We start from the raw sequence: 23,353 nt of genomic DNA on the forward strand, positions 1-23,353 counted from the left end.
TTCGATGGCACCCGCAGAGTGATCCGGTAGACTCGCCCCATGCGCGCGATCCATTGCCCCACTTTATACCGGCGCCTTGTCGCTGTCCTGCTGGCCACCCTCGCGGCCGGCTGCGGCGAGGTGTGGAACGACCCCTATCCCGCCGTCGAGCGCGGCCGGAACATCCTGTATTCCGCCTTCACCCAGCGGCCCAAGCATCTTGATCCGGTGCAGTCCTACAGCGAGGACGAGGCCACCTTCCTGTACCAGATCTACGAGCCGCCGCTCCAGTATCACTACCTCAAGCGCCCGTTCCAGCTGAACACCGCCGCCGCCGCGCAGATGCCGGTGCTGCGCCAGTTCGACGCCGCCGGCAAGCTGCTGCCGCCGGATGCCGACCCGGCGCAGATCGCCCGCAGCGAATACGAGATCACGATCCGGCAGGGCATCCGCTTCCAGCCGCATCCGGCCTTTGCGGTCGACGCCAAGGGCCAGCCCCTTTATCTCGCGCTCTCCGACAAGGATCTCACCGACAAGCGTGCTCTGGGCGACTTCCCGGCCACCGGCACGCGCGAGCTCACCGCCGACGATTTCGTGTACCAGATCAAGCGACTCGCCCACCCGCGGCTGCATTCGCCGGTGCTTGAGCTGATGGGCGACTACATCGTCGGCCTGAAGGATCTCCACGCCAGGCTCGTCGCCGACGAAAAGAAGCGTGCGGCCGAAGGCAAGGGCGGCGTGTGGATCGATCTGCGCGACTACCCGATGGAAGGCGTGGAGGTGGTCGACCGATACACTTACCGGATCCGGCTCAAGGGCACCTATCCCCAGTTTCCGTACTGGCTGGCGATGCCGTTCTTCGCGCCGGTGCCCGTCGAGGCCGACCGTTTCTTCGCCCAACCCGGCATGGCCGAGCGCAACCTGACGCTCGACTGGTGGCCGATCGGCACCGGCCCCTACATGCTCCGCGAGAACAACCCCAACGCCCGCATGGTGCTGGCCCGCAACCCCAACTTCCGCGGCGAGACCTATCCCTGCGAGGGCGAGGAGGGCGACAAGGCCGCGGGCCTGCTGGCCGATTGCGGCAAGCCGCTTCCGTTTGTCGATGAGGTGGTCTTCACCCGCGAGAAGGAAAGCATTCCTTACTGGAACAAGTTCCTGCAGGGCTACTACGACGCATCCGGCGTGTCGTCCGACAACTTCGACCAGGCGGTGCAGATGGGCGGGCAGGGCGACGTGACCTTGTCCGACGAGATGGTGGAGAAGGGCATCAAGCTCAACACCTCGGTGGCGCCCACGGTGATGTACATGGGCTTCAACATGCTCGACCCGATCGTGGGCGGCACCAGCGAGCGGGCTCGCAAGCTGCGCCTGGCGATCTCCATCGCCATCGACCAGGAAGAGTTCATCTCGGTGTTCCAGAACGGCCGCGGCGTGCCGGCGATGCACCCGATCCCGCCCGGCATCTTCGGCTACAAGGCCGACGAATCGGGCGTGAATCACGAGGTGTACGACTGGGTGGACGGCCAGCCGCGCCGCAAGTCGGTGGATGAAGCCCGCCGCCTGCTGGCTGAAGCCGGCTATCCCGGCGGGCGCAACGCCAAGACCGGCGAGCCGCTGGTGGTCAACCTCGACACCACCGGCGGTGGCATGGGCGACAAATCCACCGTGGATTGGCTGACCAAGCAACTGCGCAAGCTGGACGTGCAGCTGGTGGTGCGCGCCACCGACTACAACCGCTTCCAGGACAAGATCCGCAAGGGCAACGCCCAGCTGTTCTACTGGGGCTGGAACGCCGACTACCCCGACCCCGAGAACTTCCTGTTCCTGCTCTACGGGCCCCAGGGCAAGGTGAAGAGCCAGGGCGAGAACGCCGCCAACTACGAAAACCCCGAGTACGACCGGCTCTTCGAGCGCATGAAGGCGATGCCCGACAGCCCCGAGCGGGCCGAGATCATCCAGCGCATGCTCACCATCCTCCAGCACGACGCGCCGTGGGTGTGGGGAATGTATGAAAAGGCCTACACGCTCCAGCACGGCTGGCTCTACAACCGCAAGCCGGGCAAGATCATCCGCAACACGCTCAAATATCAGCGGGTGGACGTGGCCCAGCGGGAGCGGATGCGCGCCGAATGGAACAAGCCGATGGTGTGGCCGCTGGCGCTGGTGGCGCTGCTTGGCGTGGCGATGGTTGCGCCAGCGGTGGCTCACTACCGGCGGCGTGAGCGGGCAGCGGCGGCCGAAAAGTAGGCGCGGCAGGATCGATCCGGGCAGGGCCTCAGGCGGGCATGCGACGCAGCCGGCGCGCCCGGATCACATGCACCGCCAGTGCGCCTAGCTGGCGATCGCCCGCCATTCCTCGTTGGCCAGGCAGTGCAGCCCATACCTGGTCAGCGCCAGCAAGGTGGCCGCACCGGCATGGCCCAGGGAAAAAGGGGTGATTTTCGTGCGGAAAAATTGACGGCGCGCAAGATTTACGCGCCGGGCGGGCGGTTGAATCAGTCAAAAGCAGGCATGGCGGGCTTCGCGACCGGCTTGCCGGCTGCAACCCAGGCGTCGAATCCGCCGGTGATGGACCGCACCTGGAGATAGCCCATCTCCTGCAGCGCAGCGGCGGCAAGGGCGGCGCGGCCGCTGGTCTTGCAATAAAGCACGATGGCTTGATCCCGGGCGGCGAGTTCGGGCGCGCCGCTCATGCGAAACTCCAGTACGCCGCGAGAGATGTGGATGGCGCCAGGAATGTGGCCGGCCGCGTACTCGTCGGCTTCGCGTACATCGATCAGGACCTGGGCGTCACGGATGGCCTGTTCGGCGTCGGCAAGAGGAACTTCCTGAATGCGGCTTTTGGCGGCAAGAACCAGATCGTGGGCAGACTTCATACGGGGTTTTCTCCTCAATGGACGATGCGCGGCAAGCGCGGGACGCTCATTATATTAGACTTCTCTAATTTTAAAGGTGGCGAGCTTCCGGCAGGGGCATCCGGTCCGCGTTTTGAACGAAGTGCGGATTGATCCGTCTCTTCTGGAAACCCGCTCGCGCGTGACAACGATACCCAATCAAGGAGACAAGCCATGACTCAGGAAAGCATCTGGAGCACCCGCTACCGCGACGCCGGCGAGGAATACCTCTTCGGAACCGAACCAAACCGCTTTCTGGCCCGCCGCCAGGGCCTGCTTGAAGGAGGGCGGACGGCGCTGTCGGTGGCCGACGGTGAAGGGCGGAATTCCGTATGGCTGGCCGAACAGGGGCTGGACGTCACTGCCATCGAGCTCTCCGCCGTCGCCATTGAAAAAGCCCGCCGCCTGGCCGCCGGTCGAAAGGTGAGCGTGGATTTCATCCAGGCCGACATGCTGGCGCCGGGTTGGCCGCCAGAGGCGATGCAGGGGCGCTTTGACTGGGTGATCGGCGTCTTCATCCAGTTTGTCGGGCCCGAATGGCGGGAGCGCCAATTTGAAACGATGAAGGCGCTTACTGCGCCCGGCGGCTGCATCCTGCTGCAGGGCTACACGCCGAAGCAGCTCGAATACCGCACCGGTGGGCCGTCGGCCGTCGAGAATCTCTACACCGAAGAAATCCTCCGCGCGGCCTTCGCCGACTGGACGATCGAGGAACTGGCGAGCTACGAGGAAGACATCACCGAAGGCACAGGTCACAAGGGCCGCTCGGCGCTGATCGGCATGGTGGCCCGAAAGCCGGGCTGAAGTCCGCGGTGGCGCCGAGCAGTTGTGTCGCTCGGCGTCGAGGCAAAAAAGCTACCGGCACGATTGCCGGAGTTTGCCGAGGCGATGCGTGGATTCGTTGGATAGACGTACGCCGCGGCAAACGCAGGTTTCAACTCCCCATTTCATGTGTTCTGAAAATTACTGTTTTCAGAACTAAAGCGTTCCATGGATACGCCTCCTCAGCGCACTCCATGACCTATCCACTCATCGCCCCCGCCCGACGTAAACGCGCCGTCTTCAATCCTCGGCCACACCGCCAGCAACCAACGATTGTCGGCCCGGGTGCTCCGCTCGTCGGACCAGAGGCTCCCCCGATAGCTGGAAAACGAATCGCTCGGAAGTGCCAACACCCTTGCGTGGCATGACCGGGCGCGATTTTGCGGACACTGCCTGATCGACATCGAGCCGGTAAATCCGCCTAGACTACCCAATCAGACTAGCGACGGCTCCGCTACAATGGCCGGAAGTCCATTCGAGGAATGCTTCCACACCCATGGCAACGCCAGTTAACGACACCTACACCGTGCCCGCCGGCCAGTCGATCAATGCCGGCCGATCCTTGTCGGTCGCTGCACCGGACGCAACGGGTGGCACGGTTGCCCAGCTGCTTGCTGGCTGGTCCGGCACCGGTTTCCAGTTGCTCACCACCCTGCCCGATCTCCCCATCTACGACGCTTCCGGCCACGCTGGCAGTGCCTGGGACGAGGGCCGGCAGCGGCTGTGGATCTTCGGCGCTGAAACCCACGGCACCGCCCAGACCCGCAACGCCATCTACTGTTGGGATGCCAGGGACGGCCTCCTCAAGCGCCAGTACGCGCCAGATCCGTGCCCCGGCGCCTATCACATCAGCGCCGACGGTTTTCTCTACGCCGATGCCGCCAACAGCCGCCCTTGGGGCATGCACGCGTTTCGAACCCTGTGGTTCGACGCTGCAACCAAAGAGGTCGGCGTTGCCTACGATGCCTACGACCACGCCCTGTGGACGCCGCCCTACGATGCGCCTGCGATCGACATCGAATCCCGCAAATGCCCTTTCTGGTACTACAACACCGTCACCGGAAAATGGCGCAAGCAGGATTCTCCCGCGATCACGGCGTATAACCGGGCTGGCACGGGTACCGCATCCACCCGCGTCCCTGGCGACGGCTGGTACCGGGTGAACGACGCCTACATCTGGCACCTGTCGGAGGACGGCACCACCCGCACCGTGGGCAACTACTCCGGCAAGGTTCCGCCGCTGATCCAGCACTTCGCGCATCTGGTCGGGCGGACCATCGTGCAGATCGGCGGCTACTACGACACGCCGGGCAGCTTTCTCGGCTCCATTCATCCCCTGGACGATCTCGCCGCATCCCGGGTGCTGATGGTTTCGTCCTTCCCTGCCCTTGCCGGCTGGGATGTGTCCAACTGCTGGTCGGCGTCGATGCCCGACGGCCGGATTGTTTTCGGTGCCCAGCAGACCGGCACGGGCCAGATCGGCGCGTTCATCCTCGACTGGAACAAGACCACGCCTACCGTCACCGACACCGGCCACCGGCTTGGCATCACCACCAGCAGAACGGTGGACCACTACGAACTCAAGGCCGCCTGGTCGGCCACCCACAACTGCGCCATTTTCATCACGAACCGGATGGGCGCAGGCGAAAAGGTTTTCGGACTGAGGATTTAATCTGACATGGCTCTGGCTCTGAATGCTTCCCACCCGCTGGCATCGCGCGTAAAGGTGCTGATCGGCGTTGATCCCGCCACCGGCACCCTTGTCGACCTCGCCCGCACGGGCGTCACCTTCACCCTCGATGCCGGTGTTTCCGGCTCGGTGGACACCCCTATCGGCAAGGGCATCCGCTGCACCGGATCGGGCACCGATTCGAGAGGTTTCAGCTTTACCGACTTCTCGATCGCCACCCAGGTTGCCCACGAAGGCACCCTGTTCATCGTCGTCAGCAAGATGACGGGCTACGGCGGCAACGGCTCGCAACCCATCCGCCTGCCTGGCAGCACGCTGGCCTCCAACGCGATGATGGTCGGCTTCAGCCAGACCACCGGCAACGTGGGCCTCAACGACGGCAACCTGAGCAGCGCGCTCACCGAAATCAGCCCGACACGCAACATCGTTGGCGACAATCAGTGGCACTCCTTCGCCGTCCAGCAATGGAGCGCCGGCGGATGGACAGCCCTCAATGGCGCGCTGTTCATGGATGGCGTCGACACCGGCGTCGCCATGTCCAACAAACCCGCCGACCGGATGCACATCAACGGCTTTGCGCGGAACATGTCCACCTCGTGGGCGGGTGATTTTGTCTGGATGGCGTTTTTCGACAAGAAACTGACAGCCGCCGAGATCTCCGGCCTTCACACCAGCATCGGCGCCGGCAACGCCTTCGCGCTCGTCACGGGCAGCGGCGCTGTCGTCACGCCCCCTTCCGGCGTGGTGACGATTACCACCGTCACCCCGGCAACCACCAGCGCCAGCGTTGCGTACAGCTACAGCGCGTCGGATGCCACCGCTTACGAATATCGCCTCAATGGCGGCACGGCCGCAGCCCTCGGCGCTTCGCCTGCCACCCTTTCCGGCCTCACCGCCGGCACCACCTACACCCTCGAGATCCGCGCCACCAACGGTTCCGGCGCCAGCGCCTGGTCGGCCGCCCGCAGCTTCACGACCGCAGCCACTCCGCCGGCCGACACCACGGCGCCGACCCTTGCTGGAACCATCACCATCAGCAGCCTTGGCTCCACCAGCTACACCGCGAGCTGGCCAGCAGCAACCGACAACGTCGCCGTCACCGGCTACGAATACCGGATCAACGCCGCCTCAAGCTGGACATCCACCGGCACCGGGACGAGTGCGAACATTGCCGGCCGAACCCCGGGTGCCACCGACACGTTTGAGGTCCGGGCCTACGACGCCGCAGGCAACCGCTCGGCAGCCCTCTCGAAAACCGTGACGCTCGCCGCTGCCGCAGCAGGTGGCCGGCTCTCGGTGGTTGATCCGCTCAAGAACAACGCCGGCGCGGTTCAAGCCAACCTGACCGGCATCATCGCGACGGTCCTCCGGGCGTCGGACTTCACCGCGGTCGCAACGGTTGCCAACTTGACGACGGGCAGCACCGGCATCCTCGCCAGCGTCACCCACGCCTCGATCGTCGCCGGCACCCAATATCACCTCGCTCTCAAGACAGCAGGAGGCGGCATCGGGATCACCGGGCCGATCACCGCAGCATGAGCATCCGCATCGACACCAATCCGCTGATTGTCGGCGCTGTCGTCGTCGGCACGCCGGGCCTTGGCGTGCGAGCCGAGACCATCCCCTCAAGCGGCGACAACGGCCCGTCCATCCTCTACAACGACATCGCCCTCCCCGCTGACGCCGGAAAGGAAATCCGCGCGCAGGTCACCACCTGGCCAAGCGGCGGAACGCTCGATATCGGCGAGGATGGCGGCTTCACCTACACCGGCCCCTCCGGCTCCTTCCGCTATCAGCTATACGTGGATGGCGTCGCGGTCGGTGCCCCCGCAACCGTCACGCTCACCGTCGGCACGCCGCCGGCCGTTCTCCCCGGCTACCCCAACCCCGCCGACGTTCGCGCCGGCGTGGTGTACGGGCCGAACGGTGAGTACGTCGGCACGCTGGTGGTGTGACCCTTCATCCGCACCACCGCGCCTGGTTCTCGAATTTTGCTAATGAGTACTTGGCAAAGCGATTATCGATGTCTATAATGCGCAGCTTGTCGGGGCGTAGCGCAGCCTGGTAGCGCACTTGCATGGGGTGCAAGGGGTCGCGAGTTCGAATCCCGCCGCCCCGACCAAAGAATCAAGCAAAAAAGGTCAGTCTTCGGACTGGCCTTTTTGCTTTGTTCCGCCGATCTCCCCTCCTCCCGTCCAAACCTGCTTCAACGCCTCCGCACTTCGATTCGACCTCCCCGAAGTATCTTCGGCACCGCCGGACGACGTTCGGCGCTGGCAAGCACACTTCGTCCCGCAGAGGACGTTGTTTGGTGACGCCAAACACACTTCGCCGCCGCCAAACTGTGTTCGTCGCGAGCGAGATTGAGTTTGGTGAAAAATATCGACGTTCGACAGTGCCAAACTGACGTCGGCGGCGAAAAAACAATCTTCCGCCGCGCGGAATCCTTATTTTTACGGTGAGTGAGCTGCATCTCGGCCGTTTTTTTATACCTCTGCCGTGCAGGCCACGCTTTGCCCGTGACCATCTGCCCGAAGCGCGTTACCCTTGCTTCTCGCTCCCCGCAGATCACTCCCGACCATGCCCCCACCGGCACCCCGCCGCCGCGCCATCGACTTCGTCCGTGACGAACTGCGCCAGCTTGTCACCATCAAGCCCAGCGACCGGCCGTGGCAGATGCCCTTTGCCGCAGCGCTGGCCAACGGGCTTCCGCTTTTCGTGGGGGCGTTTTTCGGGCATCTGGAGTACGGGTTGATCTCATCCCTGGGCGGGCTGGTGTTTCTGTACCTGCCGGAAACCCCCATGGCCCACCGCATGGTGTCGCTGATGGCCACGGCTTTCGGGATGATCGCCTGCTACGCCCTGGGGGTGATGAGCCACCTCTTGCCGGCGGTGATGACGCCGGTGCTCACCTTCATCGCCATCCTGGTGACGATGGTGTGCCGCTTTTACCGGGTGGGCGTGCCGGGCAGCCTGTTCTTCATCATGGCGGCGGCCATCGGGGCCTATTCGCCGGGCGACATCCTGCAGATTCCCCAGAAGGTCGGGCTGATCGCCATGGGCAGCCTTCTGGCCTGCCTGATCGCCTTCTTCTACAGCCTGTTCATCCTCAGCCGGCGCGCACCAAAGCCGGTCGAGCCGATCCCGCCCGCCACCTTCGATTTCGTGGTCTTCGATTCGCTGGTGATCGGCCTGGCGGTGGGTTTGTCCCTCGCCCTGGCCCAGCTGCTGCAGATGGAAAACGCCTACTGGGTGCCGATCAGCTGTCTTGCGGTGATCCAGGGGATGTCGCTCCGGGCGGTGTGGGAGAAGCAGCTCCAACGCCTGCTGGGCACCGCCATCGGGCTGGTGCTCTCGTGGGCGCTGCTGTCGCTCCCGCTGGAGAAATGGAGCATCGCGGTGACGATCACCCTGCTGGCCTTCATCATCGAGACCGCCGTGGTGCGCCACTACGGCTTTGCGGCGATCTTCATCACCCCGCTCACCCTGCTGCTGGCCGAAGCCGGCAACCTGGGCCAGCTCGATCCAGGCACGCTGGTGCAGGCGCGCTTCCTCGATACGCTGCTGGGCTGTGCGGTCGGGCTCGCCGGGGGCGTGTGCCTGCACGACCCACGCGTCCGGAGCGCCATCGGCAGGCCCATCCGGCGCCTGCTGGGCGTCCGGCCCGATCTGCAGTGAGATCTCACGGGCCAATCCCCGTGGCCAACGCGCGCATCGTGCAACGCTGAAACAGCCGCAACGGCGCCCGGTCCAATCGGCGGACAAGTTCTGACGCTCCCGCAAGCTTGCCGAAAGGTTTTCTTCAAAGGCGTGTAAGGCGCGCTCAGGAGAATCTCGTGTTGCAGTCTGATAAAGCAGGGCAACACCGCTCCGAACGCCCATTCCCCACGAGAAACACCGAGTCATGACCCGGATCAACATACTGACGTATCACCGCGTCGGAGATTTCCCCCAGCGCATGCCCAGCCACCGCGGCCAGTATTGCCACGTGACGCGATTCGAATCGCAGATGCAGATGCTGAGCCGCGCCGGTTACGCGGTGATCAGCCTCGACCAAGCGGCCGCAGGCCTGCGCGGCGAGACCGTGCTGCCGCCACGCCCGGTCGTGCTCACCTTCGACGATGGCTACGTGGATTTCCTCGAATATGCGGCCCCGATCCTCGACCGGCACGGCTACCCCGCCGTCGTCTATGCCGTTGCCGGGATGCTGGGCGAGACGTCGCAATGGGTCGCACCCGAGGGTTTGACACCGGCCCCGCTGATGACGGCCGCGCAGCTCCGGGAGGCGCAGTCGATGGGCTTCACCATCGGCTCCCACACCCTCAGCCACCCCAGGCTCGCCAGCCTCAAGACCCAGGCTGTCGTCGAGGAAGTGTCGGTCAGCAAGCGGATGCTCGAGGACGTGCTGGGCACCCGCGTCGACCACTTCTGCTATCCCTACGGCAGCCATGACATCCGCGCCGTCGAAGCGGCCGCCGATGCGGGCTACGTCACGGGCACGACCTGCTTGCGCGCCATCGCCACGCCCGAGGACGACCTGCTCTCCCTGCCCCGCAAACCCGTGTCGCAAGGCAACACCGCGTTCGGCGTGCTGTGGAAGCTCCTCACCAAGAACACGCCCCGGTCGGCACCGATCCGGCGCGGCAAGCGGCCGGAAACGACGCTTCAGGATCGACGGATTGGCGAACACGGAATGGGGCCGTCAAGCGCCGGCGCGTAAACCCGGCTGAGGCCGGGCGCAGCACCGCCCGCGCCCCAGCCAGCCCTCTCCAGCGCTATCCTCACCCGCATCCCGGCGACGTTTCCGCCCCGCCCATGCGACAATCGCGGCCGAAACCGACACCACCGGCCAGCGCCCGATCTGCACCCGCCGCCAGCCCCCATCAACCGGGCTTCCATGACGGTCGATCCGCGAAACACACCGTGCCCCCGCTGGCCCGGATGGTCGTCGAGAACAAGGACTTTCCCAGGTACAGGCAGCACGGCCACCCGCGCATGCAGACGGGTCATGGCGTCATTTTCTGACCACGCCGCAGCCCACCGCACGCCCCGCCAGGGCCGCCGCACCACCGACACAGTTTCGTAAGCAGGATCAACGGCTTGAGTAAGAAAACCGAGAAAATTCAGGGCCTCACGGACGACGAGATAAGCTCTCACACCCCGATGATGCAGCAGTACCTTCGCATCAAGCGGGATCACCCGGACACGCTGCTCTTCTACCGGATGGGCGACTTCTACGAGCTGTTCTTCGAGGACGCCGAGAAGGCCGCGCGGCTGATGGACATCACCCTCACCACGCGGGGGGCGTCCGCCGGGCAGCCGATCAAGATGGCCGGCGTGCCCCATCACGCGGTCGAGCAATACCTCGCGCGACTCGTCAAGCTGGGCGAATCCGTGGTGATTGCCGAGCAAGTGGGCGACCCGGGCGCCACCAAGGGGCCGATGGAGCGCGCCGTGTCGCGCATCGTCACGCCCGGCACGCTCACCGACGCCGCGCTGCTCGACGACAAGGCCGACGCGCCGCTGCTGGCGGTCAATCTGCATCGCGGTGTGCTGGGCCTCGCGTGGCTCAACCTCGCCAACGGTGACTTCCGGGTGCTCGAATGCGATGCGCCCCAGCTCGCCGCCCAGTTCGAGCGCCTGCGCCCGGCCGAGGTGCTGATCCCCGATGGCCTGCGCCTGCCGCTGCTGGATCAGCTCGCCCCCAGCCTGCGCCGGCTGGCCGACTGGCAGTTCGACGCCGAAACCGCCCGCCGCCTGCTCACCACCCATTTTGGCACCCGTGATCTGGCCGGCTTTGGCGCCGACGAGATGCCCGTGGCCCTGGCCGCCGCGGCTGCACTCTTCGACTACGCCCGCGCCACCCAGCGCCAGGCCCTGGCCCACATCACCGCGCTCACCGCCGAGCGCGATTCGGCCTACCTGCGCCTCGACGCCGCCACCCGGCGCAACCTGGAGCTCACCGAAACCCTGCGGGGCGAGGCTGCGCCCACCCTGCTGTCGCTCCTCGACACCTGCGCCACCAGCATGGGCTCGCGCTGGCTGCGCCACGCGCTGCACCACCCGCTGCGCGACCGCAGCATCGCCGCCCATCGCCATGCAGCAGTGGCCGAGCTGGGCGAAGGCCCGGCCGAGATCACCCGTCGCGTGCTGCGCGGCGTGTCGGACGTGGAGCGCATCACCGCCCGCGTGGCCCTGCGCAGCGCCCGTCCGCGGGATCTTTCGGCACTGCGCGACAGCCTCGGTCGCCTCGCCGAACTCCGCGCCGCCCTCGGCACGCCCCAGGCGCCGCTGCTCCAACGGATGATGGAAGAGCTCGCCACGCCGGAGGCCGCGCTCGACCTGCTCGTCGCCGCCATCGCGCCCGAGCCGTCCACGGTGCTGCGCGACGGCGGCGTGATCGCCGAAGGCTTCGACGCCGATCTCGACGAGCTGCGCGGCATCCAGACCAACTGCGGCGCCTTCCTGCTGGAGCTCGAAGCCCGCGAGCGCGAACGCACCGGCGTGCCCAACCTCAAGGTCGAGTTCAACCGCGTCCACGGCTTCTACATCGAAATATCGGCCGCCAATGCTGCCAAGATCGAGCTGCCCGACGACTACCGCCGCCGCCAGACGCTCAAGAACGCCGAGCGCTTCATCACGCCCGAGCTGAAAGCCTTCGAGGACAAGGCGCTGTCCGCCCAGGAGCGCGCCCTCGCCCGCGAGAAGCTGCTCTACGAAGAGGTGCTCGACAAGCTCGCCGCCGACATCCCGCGCTTCCAGCGCATCGCCCGGGCCTGCGCGGTGCTGGACGGCCTGTCGGCCTTCGCCGAAGCCGCCGCCCGCTACGGCTACGCCCAGCCGCAGTTCTCGGATCAGCCCGGCATCGAGATTGTCGCGGGCCGTCACCCGGTGGTCGAACGGCAGGTGGAGAACTTCATCGCCAACGATTGCCGGCTTGATCCGACCCGCCGGATGCTGCTCATCACCGGCCCCAACATGGGCGGTAAATCGACCACCATGCGGCAGGTCGCGCTCATCGTGCTGCTCGCCCATGTGGGCTGCTTCGTGCCGGCAAGCGCCGCGCGGATCGGGCCGGTGGATGCGATCTTCACCCGCATCGGCGCGTCGGACGATCTGGCCTCGGGGCGTTCCACCTTCATGGTCGAGATGACCGAGGCGGCCAGCATCCTCCATGGCGCCACCGACCAGAGCCTGGTGCTGATGGACGAGATCGGCCGCGGCACTTCCACCTTCGACGGCGTGGCGCTGGCCGTTTCGATCGCCCGCCACCTGCTCGAGAAGAACCGCTGCTGGACGCTGTTCGCCACCCACTACTTCGAGCTCACCCGCCTCGCCCAGGATTACCCCGAGTGCGCCAACGTGCATCTGGATGCGGTCGAGCACAACCACGGCATCGTCTTCCTGCACGCGCTGGAAGAAGGCCCGGCCAGCCAGAGCTACGGGATCGAGGTGGCGGCCCTCGCCGGCATCCCCGGCACCGTCGTCCGCGACGCCAAGCGCCGCCTGCGCGCGCTGGAGAACCGCGAGATCAGCGGCGGCCCCCAGGCCGACCTGTTCGCCAGCCTGCCGCCCGAGGAGCCCGAGACCATGTCGCACCCGGTGCTCGGCGCCCTGGCCGACATCGACCCGGACGCCCTGACCCCGCGGGAAGCCCTCGAAGCCCTGTACGAACTCAAGCGCCTGGGCGCCGGATGATGCGCCCCGCCCTGCTCCGCCGCCTGCTCGCCGGCTTCGCCCTTGCCCTTGCGGGCGGCACGGCGCTGGCTGCGGAGGGCTTCGCCTTCGGCCTCTTCGGCGACACGCCCTACAACGGCTTCGAGCGCCGCCACCTGCCGCTGCTCATCGCCCAGATGGACGCCGAGCCGCTGGCCTTCGTGGCCCACGTGGGCGACATCAAGGCCAGTAGCGAGCGCTGCGACGACACGCTGTACGCGGCCCGGCTGGCGGATTTCCAGGCCAGCTACCACCCCTTCGTGTTCGTGCCCGGCGACAACGAATGGACCGACTGCAACCGGCGCGCCGCCGGCGGCTACGATCCGGTCGAGCGCCTGGCCCGGCTGCGCCAGCTCTTCTTTGCCGATCCGCGCAGGAGCCTCGGTCGCAACCCGATGCCCGTCGAGAGCCAGGCGGATGATCCGGCCTTTGGCAAATGGATCGAGCACCAGCGCTGGCAGAAAGGGCCCGTGCTGTTCGCCACCCTCAACGTGCCGGGCAGCGACAACAACTTGGGCCGCGCGGCGGGCCCGTCGGAGGAGTTCATCCAGCGCTCGGCGGCCGTCAAGGCCTGGGTGGCGGATGCCTTCCGGCTGGCGCGGGAAAAGAAGCTGGAGGGCGTGGTGCTGATCCAGCAGGGCAACCCGGATCTGGAGGATTTCAGCGCCGGCCGGCCCAACCGGGCCTATCGGCAGCTGCTGGATCAGCTCCTCGCCGAGACCCGCAGCTTTGCCGGCGAGGTGCTGTTCGTGCACGGGGACACCCACGTGCACCGCATCAACCAGCCCCTGGCCGACCCGGCCAGCGGTGCGCTGGTGGAGAACTTCACCCGCGTGGAAACCTTCGGCTCACCCTTCATGGGCTGGGTGAAGGTGGACGTGACGCCGGGAGCGAAGCCCCTGTTCCGCTTCGACTCCCGGCACTATTCGCCGGGTACGAACAATTGAGCTTACTGCTGGACGGGGCGCAGCCGGGCCTGGACGCGCTCCAGCGCCCGCCGCACGCCTTCCGCCGCGGCCTCGACGCCGTCGATGGCCGCCGCTTCCTGCACCACGTGGTAGTGCAGCACCAGCAAGCCGCGCATCTTGTCCCAGGCGAGCTGGTTGGTGACATTGCACAGGCTGGTGTCGCCCCGCAGCACGGCCTCGGCCACGCCGGGCTCCAGCAGATGCACGTCGCACAGCTGGGCCAGCCGGGCGATCTCGAGGTCGATGGATTCCAGCTCGTGATTGAAGTTTTCGAAGGTGCTCATGATCGGTTTCCTTGAATCGCGCCGCCGCAAGACCGGCGCCGTCGCTGCGTTGCAGCATACACCTGTTCGACCATGAATAACGACATCGACATCAGCGAGGAAGGCGGCGTCCGCTACCTGCACTTTGGCTCCGACTGGGTTCAGGGCGCGATGCGCATCCGCAAGCCGGATGCCCTCGAGCTCGACTACACCCGCGAGATGATGGCCGGCCTGCTGCTGCGCGATGCGCCGTGGCCGGCCCGGGTGCTGCTGATCGGCCTGGGCGCCGGTTCGCTCGCCAAGTTCGTCCACCGCCACCTGCCCCAGGCGCAGGTCACGGTGGTGGAGATCCTGCCCGAAGTGCACGCGGTGGCGAGCCAGTTCTTCCGCCTGCCGGATGAAGACGAGCGGCTGCGCGTGGTGATCGGCGACGGCGCGGCCTTCGTGGCCGAGGACGACACCCAGTGGGATCTGATCGCGGTGGATGGCTTCGACAGCAAGGCCAGCGCCGGCGCGCTGTCGGGCCAGCCGTTCTACGAAGCCTGCCGCGCCCGGCTGTCGGACCAGGGGCTGCTGTCGGTCAATCTGTTTGGCCAACTGCGGGGCTTCAAGACCCAGCTCCAGCGCATCCGCAAGGCCTTTGGCGGCCGGGTGCTGGCGCTGCCCGAGGTGGCCAGCGGCAACGTGGTGGCCTTTGCGACCACCGGCGCAGCGGTTGAACTGAGCCTTGCCACCCTGCGGGAGCGGGCCAAGGCGCTGAAGGATGCGACGGGGCTTGATCTCGCCCCGACGATCCGCCGGATGGAGAAATCCGGCACTTATTGGGACAAGAGCGCAGACAAGACCGTCCGGCTCTGATTCAGCCCTGGCAGGCCGCGGCCCGCTTCGCCAGCACCGCCCGCGCCACCTTGGAGGCCGGCGGCCGGCCCAGGCGTTCGCTGATCCAGCCTGCCGTATCGACGAGCTTGTCGAGGTCGATGCCGGTGTGGATGCCGAGGCCGTCCAGCAGATACACCACGTCCTCCGTCGCCACGTTGCCCGACGCGCCCGCCGCGTAGGGGCAGCCGCCGAGCCCCGCCACCGCCGCGTCGAACACCGCCACGCCGGCTTCCAGCGACGCGTAGATGTTGGCCACCGCCTGGCCGTAGGTGTCGTGGTAGTGGCCGGCGAGCTTTTCAACCGGCACGCGGCGGGCCACCACGTCCAGCATCTGCCGTGTCTTGCCCGGAGTGCCGACGCCGATGGTGTCGCCCAGGCTCACCTCGTAGCAGCCCATCTGGTAGAGCGTGGCGGCGACATCGGCGACGGCCTGGGGATCGACTTCGCCCTCGTAGGGGCAGCCCAGCACGCACGATACGTAGCCGCGCACCTTCACCCCCGCCGCCTGGGCTGCGGCCATCACCGGCTCGAAGCGCTTGAGGGATTCGGCGATGCGGCAGTTGATGTTCTTGCGGCTGAAGGATTCGGACGCGGCGCCGAACACCGCCACCTCCGTCGCTCCCACCGCCAGCGCCGCCTCGAAGCCCTGCAGGTTGGGGGTGAGCACCGGGTAATCCACGCCCGGCAGGCGCTGGATGCGGCGCATCACCTCGGCGTTGTCGCCCATCTGCGGCACCCACTTGGGCGACACGAAGGATGTGGCTTCGATGGCGGGCAGGCCGGCGGCACCGAGCCGGGCGATCAGCTCGACCTTGGTTTCGGTACTGACCACCTGCTTTTCGTTCTGCAGGCCGTCGCGGGGGCCCATCTCGACGAGGCGGACATGGGTGGGGAGGGTCATCGTGGGTGCTCCGTCAGGCGGTCGCGGCTTCCTGGAGGCCGAGGGTCTGCTTCATCTTCTCGCGGATCTGGAACTTCTGGATCTTGCCGGTCACCGTCATCGGGAAGCTGTCCACAAAGCTGATGTAGCGCGGGATCTTGTAGTGGGCGATCTGGCCCTGGCAGAAGGCGCGCACCTCGTCCTCGGTGAGGCGCTGCCCTTCGCGCACGATGATCCAGGCGCACAGCTCCTCGCCGTATTTCTTGTCGGGCACGCCCACCACCTGCACGTCGAGCACCTTGGGGTGGCGGTAGAGGAATTCCTCGATCTCCCGCGGGTAGATGTTCTCGCCGCCGCGGATCACCATGTCCTTGATGCGCCCGACGATGTTGCAGAAGCCCTCCTCGTCGATGGTGGCGATGTCGCCGGTGTGCATCCAGCCGGCCTTGTCGATTGCCTCGGCCGTCTTGGCCTCGTCGCCCCAGTAGCCGAGCATCACCGAATAGCCGCGGGTGCACAGCTCGCCCGGGGTGCCGGGGGGTACGATGCGGCCTTCGTTGTCGACGATCTTCACCTCGCAGTGGGGCTGCACGCGGCCCACGGTGGACACGCGGCGCTCGATGGGGTCGTCGGTGCCGCTCTGGAAGCTCACCGGCGAGGTCTCGGTCATGCCGTAGGCGATGGTCACCTCGCCCATGTTCATCTTGTCGATGACGCGCTTCATCACCTCGATGGGGCACGGGCTGCCGGCCATGATGCCGGTGCGCAGGCTCGACAGATCGAAGCGCGCGAACTCCGGGTGATCCAGTTGGGCGATGAACATCGTGGGCACGCCGTAGCTGGCGGTGCACTTTTCTTCGGCCACGGCCTCGAGCACGGCCAGGGGCTCGAAGGCCTCGGCGGGATAGACCATGGTCGCGCCGTGGGTCAGGCAGCCCAGATTGCCCATCACCATGCCGAAGCAGTGGTACAGCGGCACCGGGATGCACACCCGGTCGCCGGGCACCAGGCGGATCGCCTCGCCCACGAAGAAACCGTTGTTGAGGATGTTGTGGTGGGAGAGCGTGGCGCCCTTGAGGTTGCCGGTGGTGCCGGAGGTGAACTGGATGTTGATCGGGTCGTCGAACTGCAGCCCCTCGCCGAGTTCTTCCAGCTCGCCCAGCTCGTCGCGGCCGGGGCTGACGAACAGGTCGTCGAAGTTGAGCATGCCGGCGCTGTGCTCGGCACCCAGGCGGATCACGATCTCCAGGCTGGGCAGCTTGTGGGCGCGCAGCAGGCCGGCCTCGCAGTGGGAGAGCTCCGGCGCCAGATCGGCGAGCATCGTCAGGTAATCGCTGCTCTTGAAGCTGGGCGACAGGATCAGCGCCCGGCAGCCCACCTTGTTGAGGGCGTATTCGAGCTCGCTGCGGCGGTAGGCCGGGTTGATGTTGACCAGCACCAGCCCCGCCTTGGCGGTGGCGAACTGGGTCAGCGCCCACTCCACGTTGTTCTGGGACCAGATGCCGATCCGCTCACCGGGCGCGAGGCCCAGCCGGCGCAGGCCGCAGGCCAGGGCATCCACCTTCTGGCGCAGCTCACCGTAGGTCAGGCGCACCTTCTGATGCCGCACCACCAGCGCCTCGCGGCTGCTGTGGCGGGCACAGGCTTCATCAAAGTAACGGCCGATGGTCTGGCCGATCAGGGGCTTGTCCGACGCGCCGTGGACGTAGCTCAATCGATTGCTCATGTGTCTCCTCACACCCGATACTCGGTTTGCACCTGCCAGCTGTACCGCTGGTACTTGTAGGTCGGACTTCAGTCCGACAACCGTTGCCGGATTAGAGCGTGGTTGTCGGACTGAAGTCCGACCTACATGCCCGATCTGCCGATCTCTGCAAGCACCAGCCTTGGCAGGTGCGGCTTGGCGAACGTCCGTCTTCGCGGCTCATCCGCCCGATCCGACTGCAGCAAAGTGCTGCAATCCCTTACAAAAGAACCTGTGCTGCAACGCCCGATGGCGCAAAGGCCTGGCACAAGGCCTTGCGATCCGGGTTCTGCGCTGTGCGGGCGGAGCAGAAAGCCTCGCCTTCACGCTTTTCAGCCAGCCCCGCCCGCCCGAAAGCCTTGCGGGCGAAGCCTGATGCTTCGGTCGCAAAGCGCGAAACCCTGCGATCCGGGCAATAAACCTTGCGCTTGCAGCCCGCAGCCTTGCACGCAAGGTAAAAAGCCTCGCCGCCTATGCCCAAAGCCTCGGGGGGCAAGGCTCAACGCCTTGCGACCGTCCCGAAAAACCTCGCAACCCCGGCTCATACCCTTGCGGTGCAAGGCTTTGAAGCTTGCGGCCGAGGTTTTGGATTCTGCGGTGCAAGGCCCAAAGCCTTGCTATCAAGGCCGCGGGCCTTGCAGCATCTGCCGCAGGGCCCGCGGGAGGATCACGCCGCCACCTCGAACTCCACCAGCTCCGCCCCGTCGCCCACCTGATCGCCCACCGCGAAGCGGAAGGCCTTGACCGTGCCGGCGGCCGGCGCGGTGATCGTGTGCTCCATCTTCATGGCTTCGAGGATCAAGAGCGGCGCGCCCTTCTCGACCGTTGCGCCTTCGGCCGCCACCAGCGCGATGACCTTGCCGGGCATCGGGGCCAGCAGGCCGCCTTCGGCACCGCCGCCCTCGCCGCCGTGGTGCAGCGGGTCCACCGCCGCAAACTGCCACGCCCGGCCCTGGCCAAACACGTGACGGCGCTCGCCGGCAACGATCACCGTGGCGGTGGTGCGCAGGCCGTCGAACTCGGCCCGCAGCAGACCACGGGGGTTTAGGGTGCCGGAGATGTGGCTCACGCGGCCGTCCAGGGCCACATCAAAGCTGTTGCCGCGATGGGTGATGGTGAGGTGCTTTTCCACCTCGCCCAGACGGTAGATCTTGCTGCGGCTGGGTGACGAATTCACGCGCCAGCCGTCGCGCCGGTGCCAGGGCGAATCGGGTTCGCAGTGGCGGGCAGCCAGGCCCTGGGCGTGCTCGCGTTCGCGCAGCAGATCGGCCAGGGCCACGGCCAGCCAGGCTTCCCGGGCGGGCTCGACCTGCTCGGGGAAGAGGTAATCCTTCTCGCGCTCGATGAGGCCGGTGTCGAGATCGGCGTTGGCAAAGGCCGGGCAGGCGGTGAGGCGCGACAGGAACTCGATGTTGTTGGCGACGCCCACCACCCGGTACTCGGCCAGGGCCTGGAGCATGCGAGCCAGGGCGCGGTCGCGGTTCACGTCCCACACGATGAGCTTGGCGATCATCGGGTCGTAGAAGGGGCTGATCTCGTCGCCCTCCTCCACGCCGGTATCCACGCGCACGTGCAGGTTCTCTTCGGGCGGCGACAGGTGCGCCAGCCGGCCGGTGGAAGGCAGGAAGCCCTTGGCCGGGTCTTCGGCGTAGATGCGCGCCTCGAGTGCGTGGCCGTTGATGGCCAGTTGCTCCTGGGCCAGCGGCAGCGGCTCGCCGGAGGCCACGCGGAGCTGCCACTCCACCAGATCGAGCCCGGTGATCATCTCGGTGACCGGGTGCTCCACCTGCAGGCGGGTGTTCATCTCCATGAAGTAGAAGGTGCCGTCCTGGTTGGCGATGAACTCCACCGTGCCGGCACCCACGTAGCCCACGGCCTTGGCGGCATCCACCGCGGCCTTGCCCATCGCGGCGCGGCGCTCGGCCGTCATGCCGGGGGCTGGCGCTTCTTCGAGCACCTTTTGGTGGCGGCGCTGCACCGAGCAGTCGCGCTCGAACAGATACACCACGTTGCCGAAGGTGTCGCCGAACACCTGAATCTCGATGTGGCGCGGGCGGGTGAGGTATTTCTCGACCAGCACGTGGTCGTCGCCAAAGCTCGACGCCGCCTCGCGCTTGCAGGAGGCCAGCGCATCGATGAAGTCCTCGCTCTTCTCGACAAGGCGCATGCCCTTGCCGCCACCGCCGGCCGCGGCCTTGATGAGCACCGGGTAGCCGATGGCGTCGGCCTGCACGTTGAGGAAGGCCGGCTCCTGGTTGTCGCCGTGGTAGCCGGGGGTGAGCGGCACCTGGGCCTTCTCCATCAGCTTCTTGGCTTCGGACTTGGAGCCCATCGCCCGGATCGCCGACACCGGCGGGCCAATGAAGACGATGCCGGCGGCGTCGCAGGCGTGGCAGAACTCTTCGTTCTCAGACAGGAAACCGTAGCCCGGGTGGATCGCCTCGGCGCCGGTCTGCTTGGCTGCCGCGATGATCTTGTCGATGACGAGATAGCTCTCCCGGGCCGCGGCCGGGCCGATATGCACGGCCTCGTCGGCCAGGCGCACGTGGCGGGCGCCGGCGTCGGCGTCGGAATACACCGCGACGGTCTTGATGCCGAGGCGCCGCGCCGTCTTGATGACGCGGCAAGCGATCTCCCCGCGGTTCGCAATCAGGATCTTGTTGAACATGCTTGTCTCCCCCGCCCCGGCACACGCGTGCCCGAAGCTGCTGATTCTGTAGGTCGGACTTCAGTCCGACATCTGTGTGTGTCTCGTTTGCTGCGGCAAGTTTCGTAGGTCGGGTTAGCGCAGCGTAACCCGACGCCCCAAGCACGCCATCGACGCGCTATCGTTTCCAGTTGCAGCCTTTTCACTCCACCCCGTCGTCCTCCGGCCGCCGTCAGACGACCTGACAGCGAGGTGTGGTCGGGGCCGATCCCTCGATGTCGGGTTACGCTGCGCTAACCCGACCTACCTCAAGTTGCGAATTCAGTTCGGCACCCACGCCGCCGGGCGTTTGTCGAGGAAGGCGGCGAGGCCCTCCTTTGCCTCTGGCGTGGCGCGCAGCTCGGCGATGCGGCGGGCGGTGTCTTCCACCACGGCGTCGCTCACCGGCTGGTCGGCCACGGCGCGGATCAGATCCTTGGCGGCTGCCTGGGATTTCGGCCCGCCCTGCATCAGTGCGGCGACGATCGCCGCCACCTTGGCGTCGAGCTCTTCCGGCGCGACGACTTCGTGGGCGAGGCCCAGCGCCTTGGCCTCGGCCGCGGAGATCCGCTCGGCGGTCTGGAAATAACGCCCAGCCTGACGGGCGCCGATGGCGCGCAGCACGTACGGGCTGATGGCCGACGGGATGATCCCGAACTTCACTTCGGAGGTGGCGAAGCTCGCCGCCGTGGAGGCCACGCAGATGTCGCAGGCCGACGCCAGCCCCATCCCGCCACCCAGCGCTGCGCCCTGCACCCGGGCGATGGTCGGCTTGGTGAGTTCGGCCAGGGCCCGCAGCATCCCGGCCAGCTTGCGGGCATCGGCGAGGTTTGCTTCCACCGACGCATCCGCCGCGCGGCGCATCCAGTTGAGGTCGGCGCCGGCCGAAAAGCTCTTGCCCCGCCCGGCGAGCACCACCACGCGCACCGTGTCGTCGGCGTCGAGCTGCCGGCAGGCGTCGGTGAGTTCGGCGATCAACGCCTCGTTGAAGGCGTTATGGACATCCGGACGGTTCATCCAGATGGTGGCGATGCCGCCGTCGCGGATAATTTCGAGGGTTTCGAAGTGCATTTGTGCGCAATCTCCGGTGGGTCGCAGCAGTTCGAGGTCGTTGTGGTCGGACTGTAGGTCGGACTTCAGTCCGACATCGCGGATGAAACAGGCACAAGTTGTCGGACTGAAGTCCGACCTACAGGACCGACCTGCTTGTCACATCCGGAACAGCCCGAACTTGGTCGGCTGGATCGGGGCGTTGAGGCTGGCCGAGAGCGACAGGCCGAGGATGCGCCGGGTCTGGGCCGGGTCCACCACGCCGTCGTCCCACAGGCGGGCGGTGGCGTAGTACGGGTGGCCCTGATCCTCGTATTGCTGGCGGATCGGCGACTTGAAGGCTTCTTCCTCGTCCTTGCTCCAGGCGCCGCCCTTGGCCTCGATGCCGTCGCGACGCACGGTGGCGAGCACGCTGGCGGCCTGCTCGCCGCCCATCACCGAGATGCGGCTGTTGGGCCACATCCACAGGAAGCGCGGGCTGTAGGCGCGGCCGCACATGCCGTAGTTGCCGGCGCCAAAGCTGCCACCGATGAGCACGGTGAGCTTGGGCACCTGGGCGGTGGCCACGGCGGTGACCATCTTGGCGCCGTCCTTGGCGATGCCGCCGTTCTCGTACTTGCGGCCGACCATGAAGCCGGTGATGTTCTGCAGGAAGACCAGCGGCACGCCGCGCTGGGCGCACAGCTCGATGAAGTGGGCGCCCTTCTGGGCCGATTCGCCGAACAGGATGCCGTTGTTGGCGACGATGCCGATGGGCATGCCGTAGAGGTGCGCAAAGCCGGTGACCAGGGTGGTGCCGTAACGCGCCTTGAACTCGTCGAAGCGCGAGCCATCGACGATGCGGGCGATCACCTCACGCACGTCGTAGGGCTTGCGGGTGTCGGTGGGGATGATCCCGTAGATCTCGGACGGGTCGTACAGGGGCTCTTCGCTGCTTGCCAGGTTGAGGCCCACCGGCTTGACGCGGTTGAGGGTGCTCACGATGCGCCGGGCGATGGAGAGCGCGTGGGTGTCGTTCTCGGCCAGGTGGTCGGCCACGCCGGAGACGCGGGTGTGCACGTCGCCGCCGCCCAGATCCTCGGCGGTCACCACCTCGCCGGTGGCGGCCTTCACGAGGGGCGGGCCGCCCAGGAAGATGGTGCCCTGGTTCTTGACGATCACCGTCTCGTCGCTCATCGCCGGCACGTAGGCGCCGCCGGCGGTGCAGGAGCCCATCACCACCGCGATCTGCGGGATGCCCTCGGCCGACATGTTGGCCTGGTTGAAGAAGATCCGGCCGAAGTGGTCGCGATCCGGGAAGACCTCATCCTGCTTGGGCAGGAAGGCGCCGCCTGAATCCACCAGGTAGATGCACGGCAGCTTGTTCTGCTGGGCGATCTCCTGGGCGCGCAGGTGCTTCTTGACCGTCATCGGGTAGTAAGTGCCGCCCTTCACGGTGGCATCGTTGGCGACGATCATGCACTCGACGCCATTCACCCGGCCGATGCCGGCGATGACGCCCGCCGACGGGGCCTCGTTGTCGTACATGCCGTAGGCGGCGAGCTGGCCGATCTCGAGGAAGCCGGTGCCGGGGTCGAGCAGGTGATCCACCCGGTCGCGGGGCAGCAGCTTGCCGCGGGCGGTGTGCTTGGCGCGGGCCGATTCGCCGCCGCCGAGGGACACCTGGGCGGCCTTCTCGCGCAGGTCGGCGACGACCTTGCCCATCGCCTCGGCGTTGGCCTGGAATTCGCTCGATCGCGTGTTGATGCTGGATTTGATGACGGTCATGGGGGCTTCCTT

18 protein-coding genes and 1 tRNA gene are annotated in these 23,353 nt (G+C 66.7%); 11 read left to right on the forward strand and 8 right to left on the reverse strand.

The genetic code is table 11. From position 1 onward, the window contains the following. The first annotated feature begins 39 nt into the window (after positions 1-39). Entirely contained in the window at positions 40-2,229 is a 2,190-nt protein-coding gene (locus GH681_RS18545) for an ABC transporter substrate-binding protein (protein ID WP_153163029.1), read from the forward strand. Positions 2,230-2,477: 248 nt separating this feature from the next. On the opposite strand, the gene GH681_RS18550 is transcribed toward GH681_RS18545, so the two are convergent. Then, positions 2,478-2,858, reverse strand: a complete 381-nt coding sequence (locus GH681_RS18550; protein ID WP_153163030.1) for a rhodanese-like domain-containing protein — start codon at positions 2,856-2,858, stop codon at positions 2,478-2,480. 192 nt (positions 2,859-3,050) lie between these two features. On the opposite strand from GH681_RS18550, the gene GH681_RS18555 reads away from it, so the two are divergent. From GH681_RS18555 to GH681_RS18595, 9 genes are all read left to right on the forward strand, one after another. Beyond that, a complete protein-coding gene (locus GH681_RS18555; protein WP_153163031.1) occupies positions 3,051-3,680 on the forward strand; it encodes a cyclopropane-fatty-acyl-phospholipid synthase family protein in 630 nt (209 codons plus the stop codon). A 514-nt stretch (positions 3,681-4,194) separates the two neighbouring features. Further along, positions 4,195-5,370 (forward strand): hypothetical protein, encoded by a 1,176-nt coding sequence (locus tag GH681_RS18560; protein WP_153163032.1) that lies wholly within the window; start codon positions 4,195-4,197, stop codon positions 5,368-5,370. Positions 5,371-5,376: 6 nt separating this feature from the next. Beyond that, entirely contained in the window at positions 5,377-6,927 is a 1,551-nt protein-coding gene (locus GH681_RS18565) for a hypothetical protein (RefSeq protein WP_153163033.1), read from the forward strand. Next, positions 6,924-7,343 (forward strand): hypothetical protein, encoded by a 420-nt coding sequence (locus GH681_RS18570; protein ID WP_153163034.1) that lies wholly within the window; start codon positions 6,924-6,926, stop codon positions 7,341-7,343. The genes GH681_RS18565 and GH681_RS18570 overlap by 4 nt, the downstream gene beginning before the upstream one ends. 90 nt (positions 7,344-7,433) lie before the next feature. Beyond that, positions 7,434-7,510: transfer RNA gene (locus GH681_RS18575), tRNA-Pro, on the forward strand. A gap of 458 nt (positions 7,511-7,968) precedes the next feature. Next, entirely contained in the window at positions 7,969-9,066 is a 1,098-nt protein-coding gene (locus GH681_RS18580) for an FUSC family protein (RefSeq protein ID WP_153163035.1), read from the forward strand. Between the two features lie 310 nt (positions 9,067-9,376). Further along, the gene (locus tag GH681_RS18585) at positions 9,377-10,108 is read left to right on the forward strand and encodes a polysaccharide deacetylase family protein (RefSeq protein ID WP_228111979.1); all 732 of its coding nucleotides are present in this window, start codon (positions 9,377-9,379) and stop codon (positions 10,106-10,108) included. A gap of 443 nt (positions 10,109-10,551) precedes the next feature. After that, the gene (mutS, locus tag GH681_RS18590; protein ID WP_153163061.1) at positions 10,552-13,086 is read left to right on the forward strand and encodes a DNA mismatch repair protein MutS; all 2,535 of its coding nucleotides are present in this window, start codon (positions 10,552-10,554) and stop codon (positions 13,084-13,086) included. Then, positions 13,083-14,051, forward strand: a complete 969-nt coding sequence (locus tag GH681_RS18595) for a hypothetical protein (protein ID WP_153163037.1) — start codon at positions 13,083-13,085, stop codon at positions 14,049-14,051. Before mutS ends, GH681_RS18595 begins: the two co-directional genes overlap by 4 nt. A gap of 2 nt (positions 14,052-14,053) precedes the next feature. On the opposite strand, the gene GH681_RS18600 is transcribed toward GH681_RS18595, so the two are convergent. Continuing rightward, positions 14,054-14,356, reverse strand: coding sequence for a hypothetical protein (locus GH681_RS18600; protein ID WP_153163038.1), 303 nt, complete (start codon positions 14,354-14,356; stop codon positions 14,054-14,056). A gap of 72 nt (positions 14,357-14,428) precedes the next feature. Here GH681_RS18600 and GH681_RS18605 point away from each other — a divergent pair, with 72 nt between their 5' ends. Then, positions 14,429-15,193 carry a fused MFS/spermidine synthase gene (locus tag GH681_RS18605; RefSeq protein WP_153163039.1) on the forward strand — a complete coding sequence of 255 codons (765 nt, stop codon included), beginning with the start codon at positions 14,429-14,431 and terminating at the stop codon, positions 15,191-15,193. Between the two features lies 1 nt (position 15,194). Here GH681_RS18605 and GH681_RS18610 read toward each other — a convergent pair whose 3' ends face one another. From GH681_RS18610 to GH681_RS18635, 6 genes are all read right to left on the reverse strand, one after another. Continuing rightward, positions 15,195-16,115: a hydroxymethylglutaryl-CoA lyase gene (locus GH681_RS18610; protein WP_153163040.1), complete on the reverse strand. Its 921-nt coding sequence runs from the start codon at positions 16,113-16,115 to the stop codon at positions 15,195-15,197. 13 nt (positions 16,116-16,128) lie between these two features. Continuing rightward, on the reverse strand, positions 16,129-17,820 hold the full coding sequence (locus GH681_RS18615; RefSeq protein ID WP_153163041.1) for an AMP-binding protein: 1,692 nt from the start codon (positions 17,818-17,820) through the stop codon (positions 16,129-16,131). 238 nt (positions 17,821-18,058) lie between these two features. Next, positions 18,059-18,334 (reverse strand): hypothetical protein, encoded by a 276-nt coding sequence (locus GH681_RS18620; RefSeq protein ID WP_153163042.1) that lies wholly within the window; start codon positions 18,332-18,334, stop codon positions 18,059-18,061. Positions 18,335-18,505: 171 nt separating this feature from the next. After that, positions 18,506-20,506: an acetyl/propionyl/methylcrotonyl-CoA carboxylase subunit alpha gene (locus GH681_RS18625; RefSeq protein ID WP_153163043.1), complete on the reverse strand. Its 2,001-nt coding sequence runs from the start codon at positions 20,504-20,506 to the stop codon at positions 18,506-18,508. Positions 20,507-20,806: 300 nt separating this feature from the next. After that, positions 20,807-21,595: an enoyl-CoA hydratase/isomerase family protein gene (locus tag GH681_RS18630; protein WP_153163044.1), complete on the reverse strand. Its 789-nt coding sequence runs from the start codon at positions 21,593-21,595 to the stop codon at positions 20,807-20,809. 138 nt (positions 21,596-21,733) lie between these two features. After that, entirely contained in the window at positions 21,734-23,341 is a 1,608-nt protein-coding gene (locus GH681_RS18635) for a carboxyl transferase domain-containing protein (RefSeq protein ID WP_153163045.1), read from the reverse strand. Positions 23,342-23,353 lie beyond the last annotated feature (12 nt).

It is taken from the genome of Zoogloea sp. 1C4 (genome assembly GCF_009469605.1).
In the GTDB taxonomy this organism is placed as follows: Bacteria; Pseudomonadota; Gammaproteobacteria; order Burkholderiales; family Rhodocyclaceae; genus Zoogloea; species Zoogloea oryzae.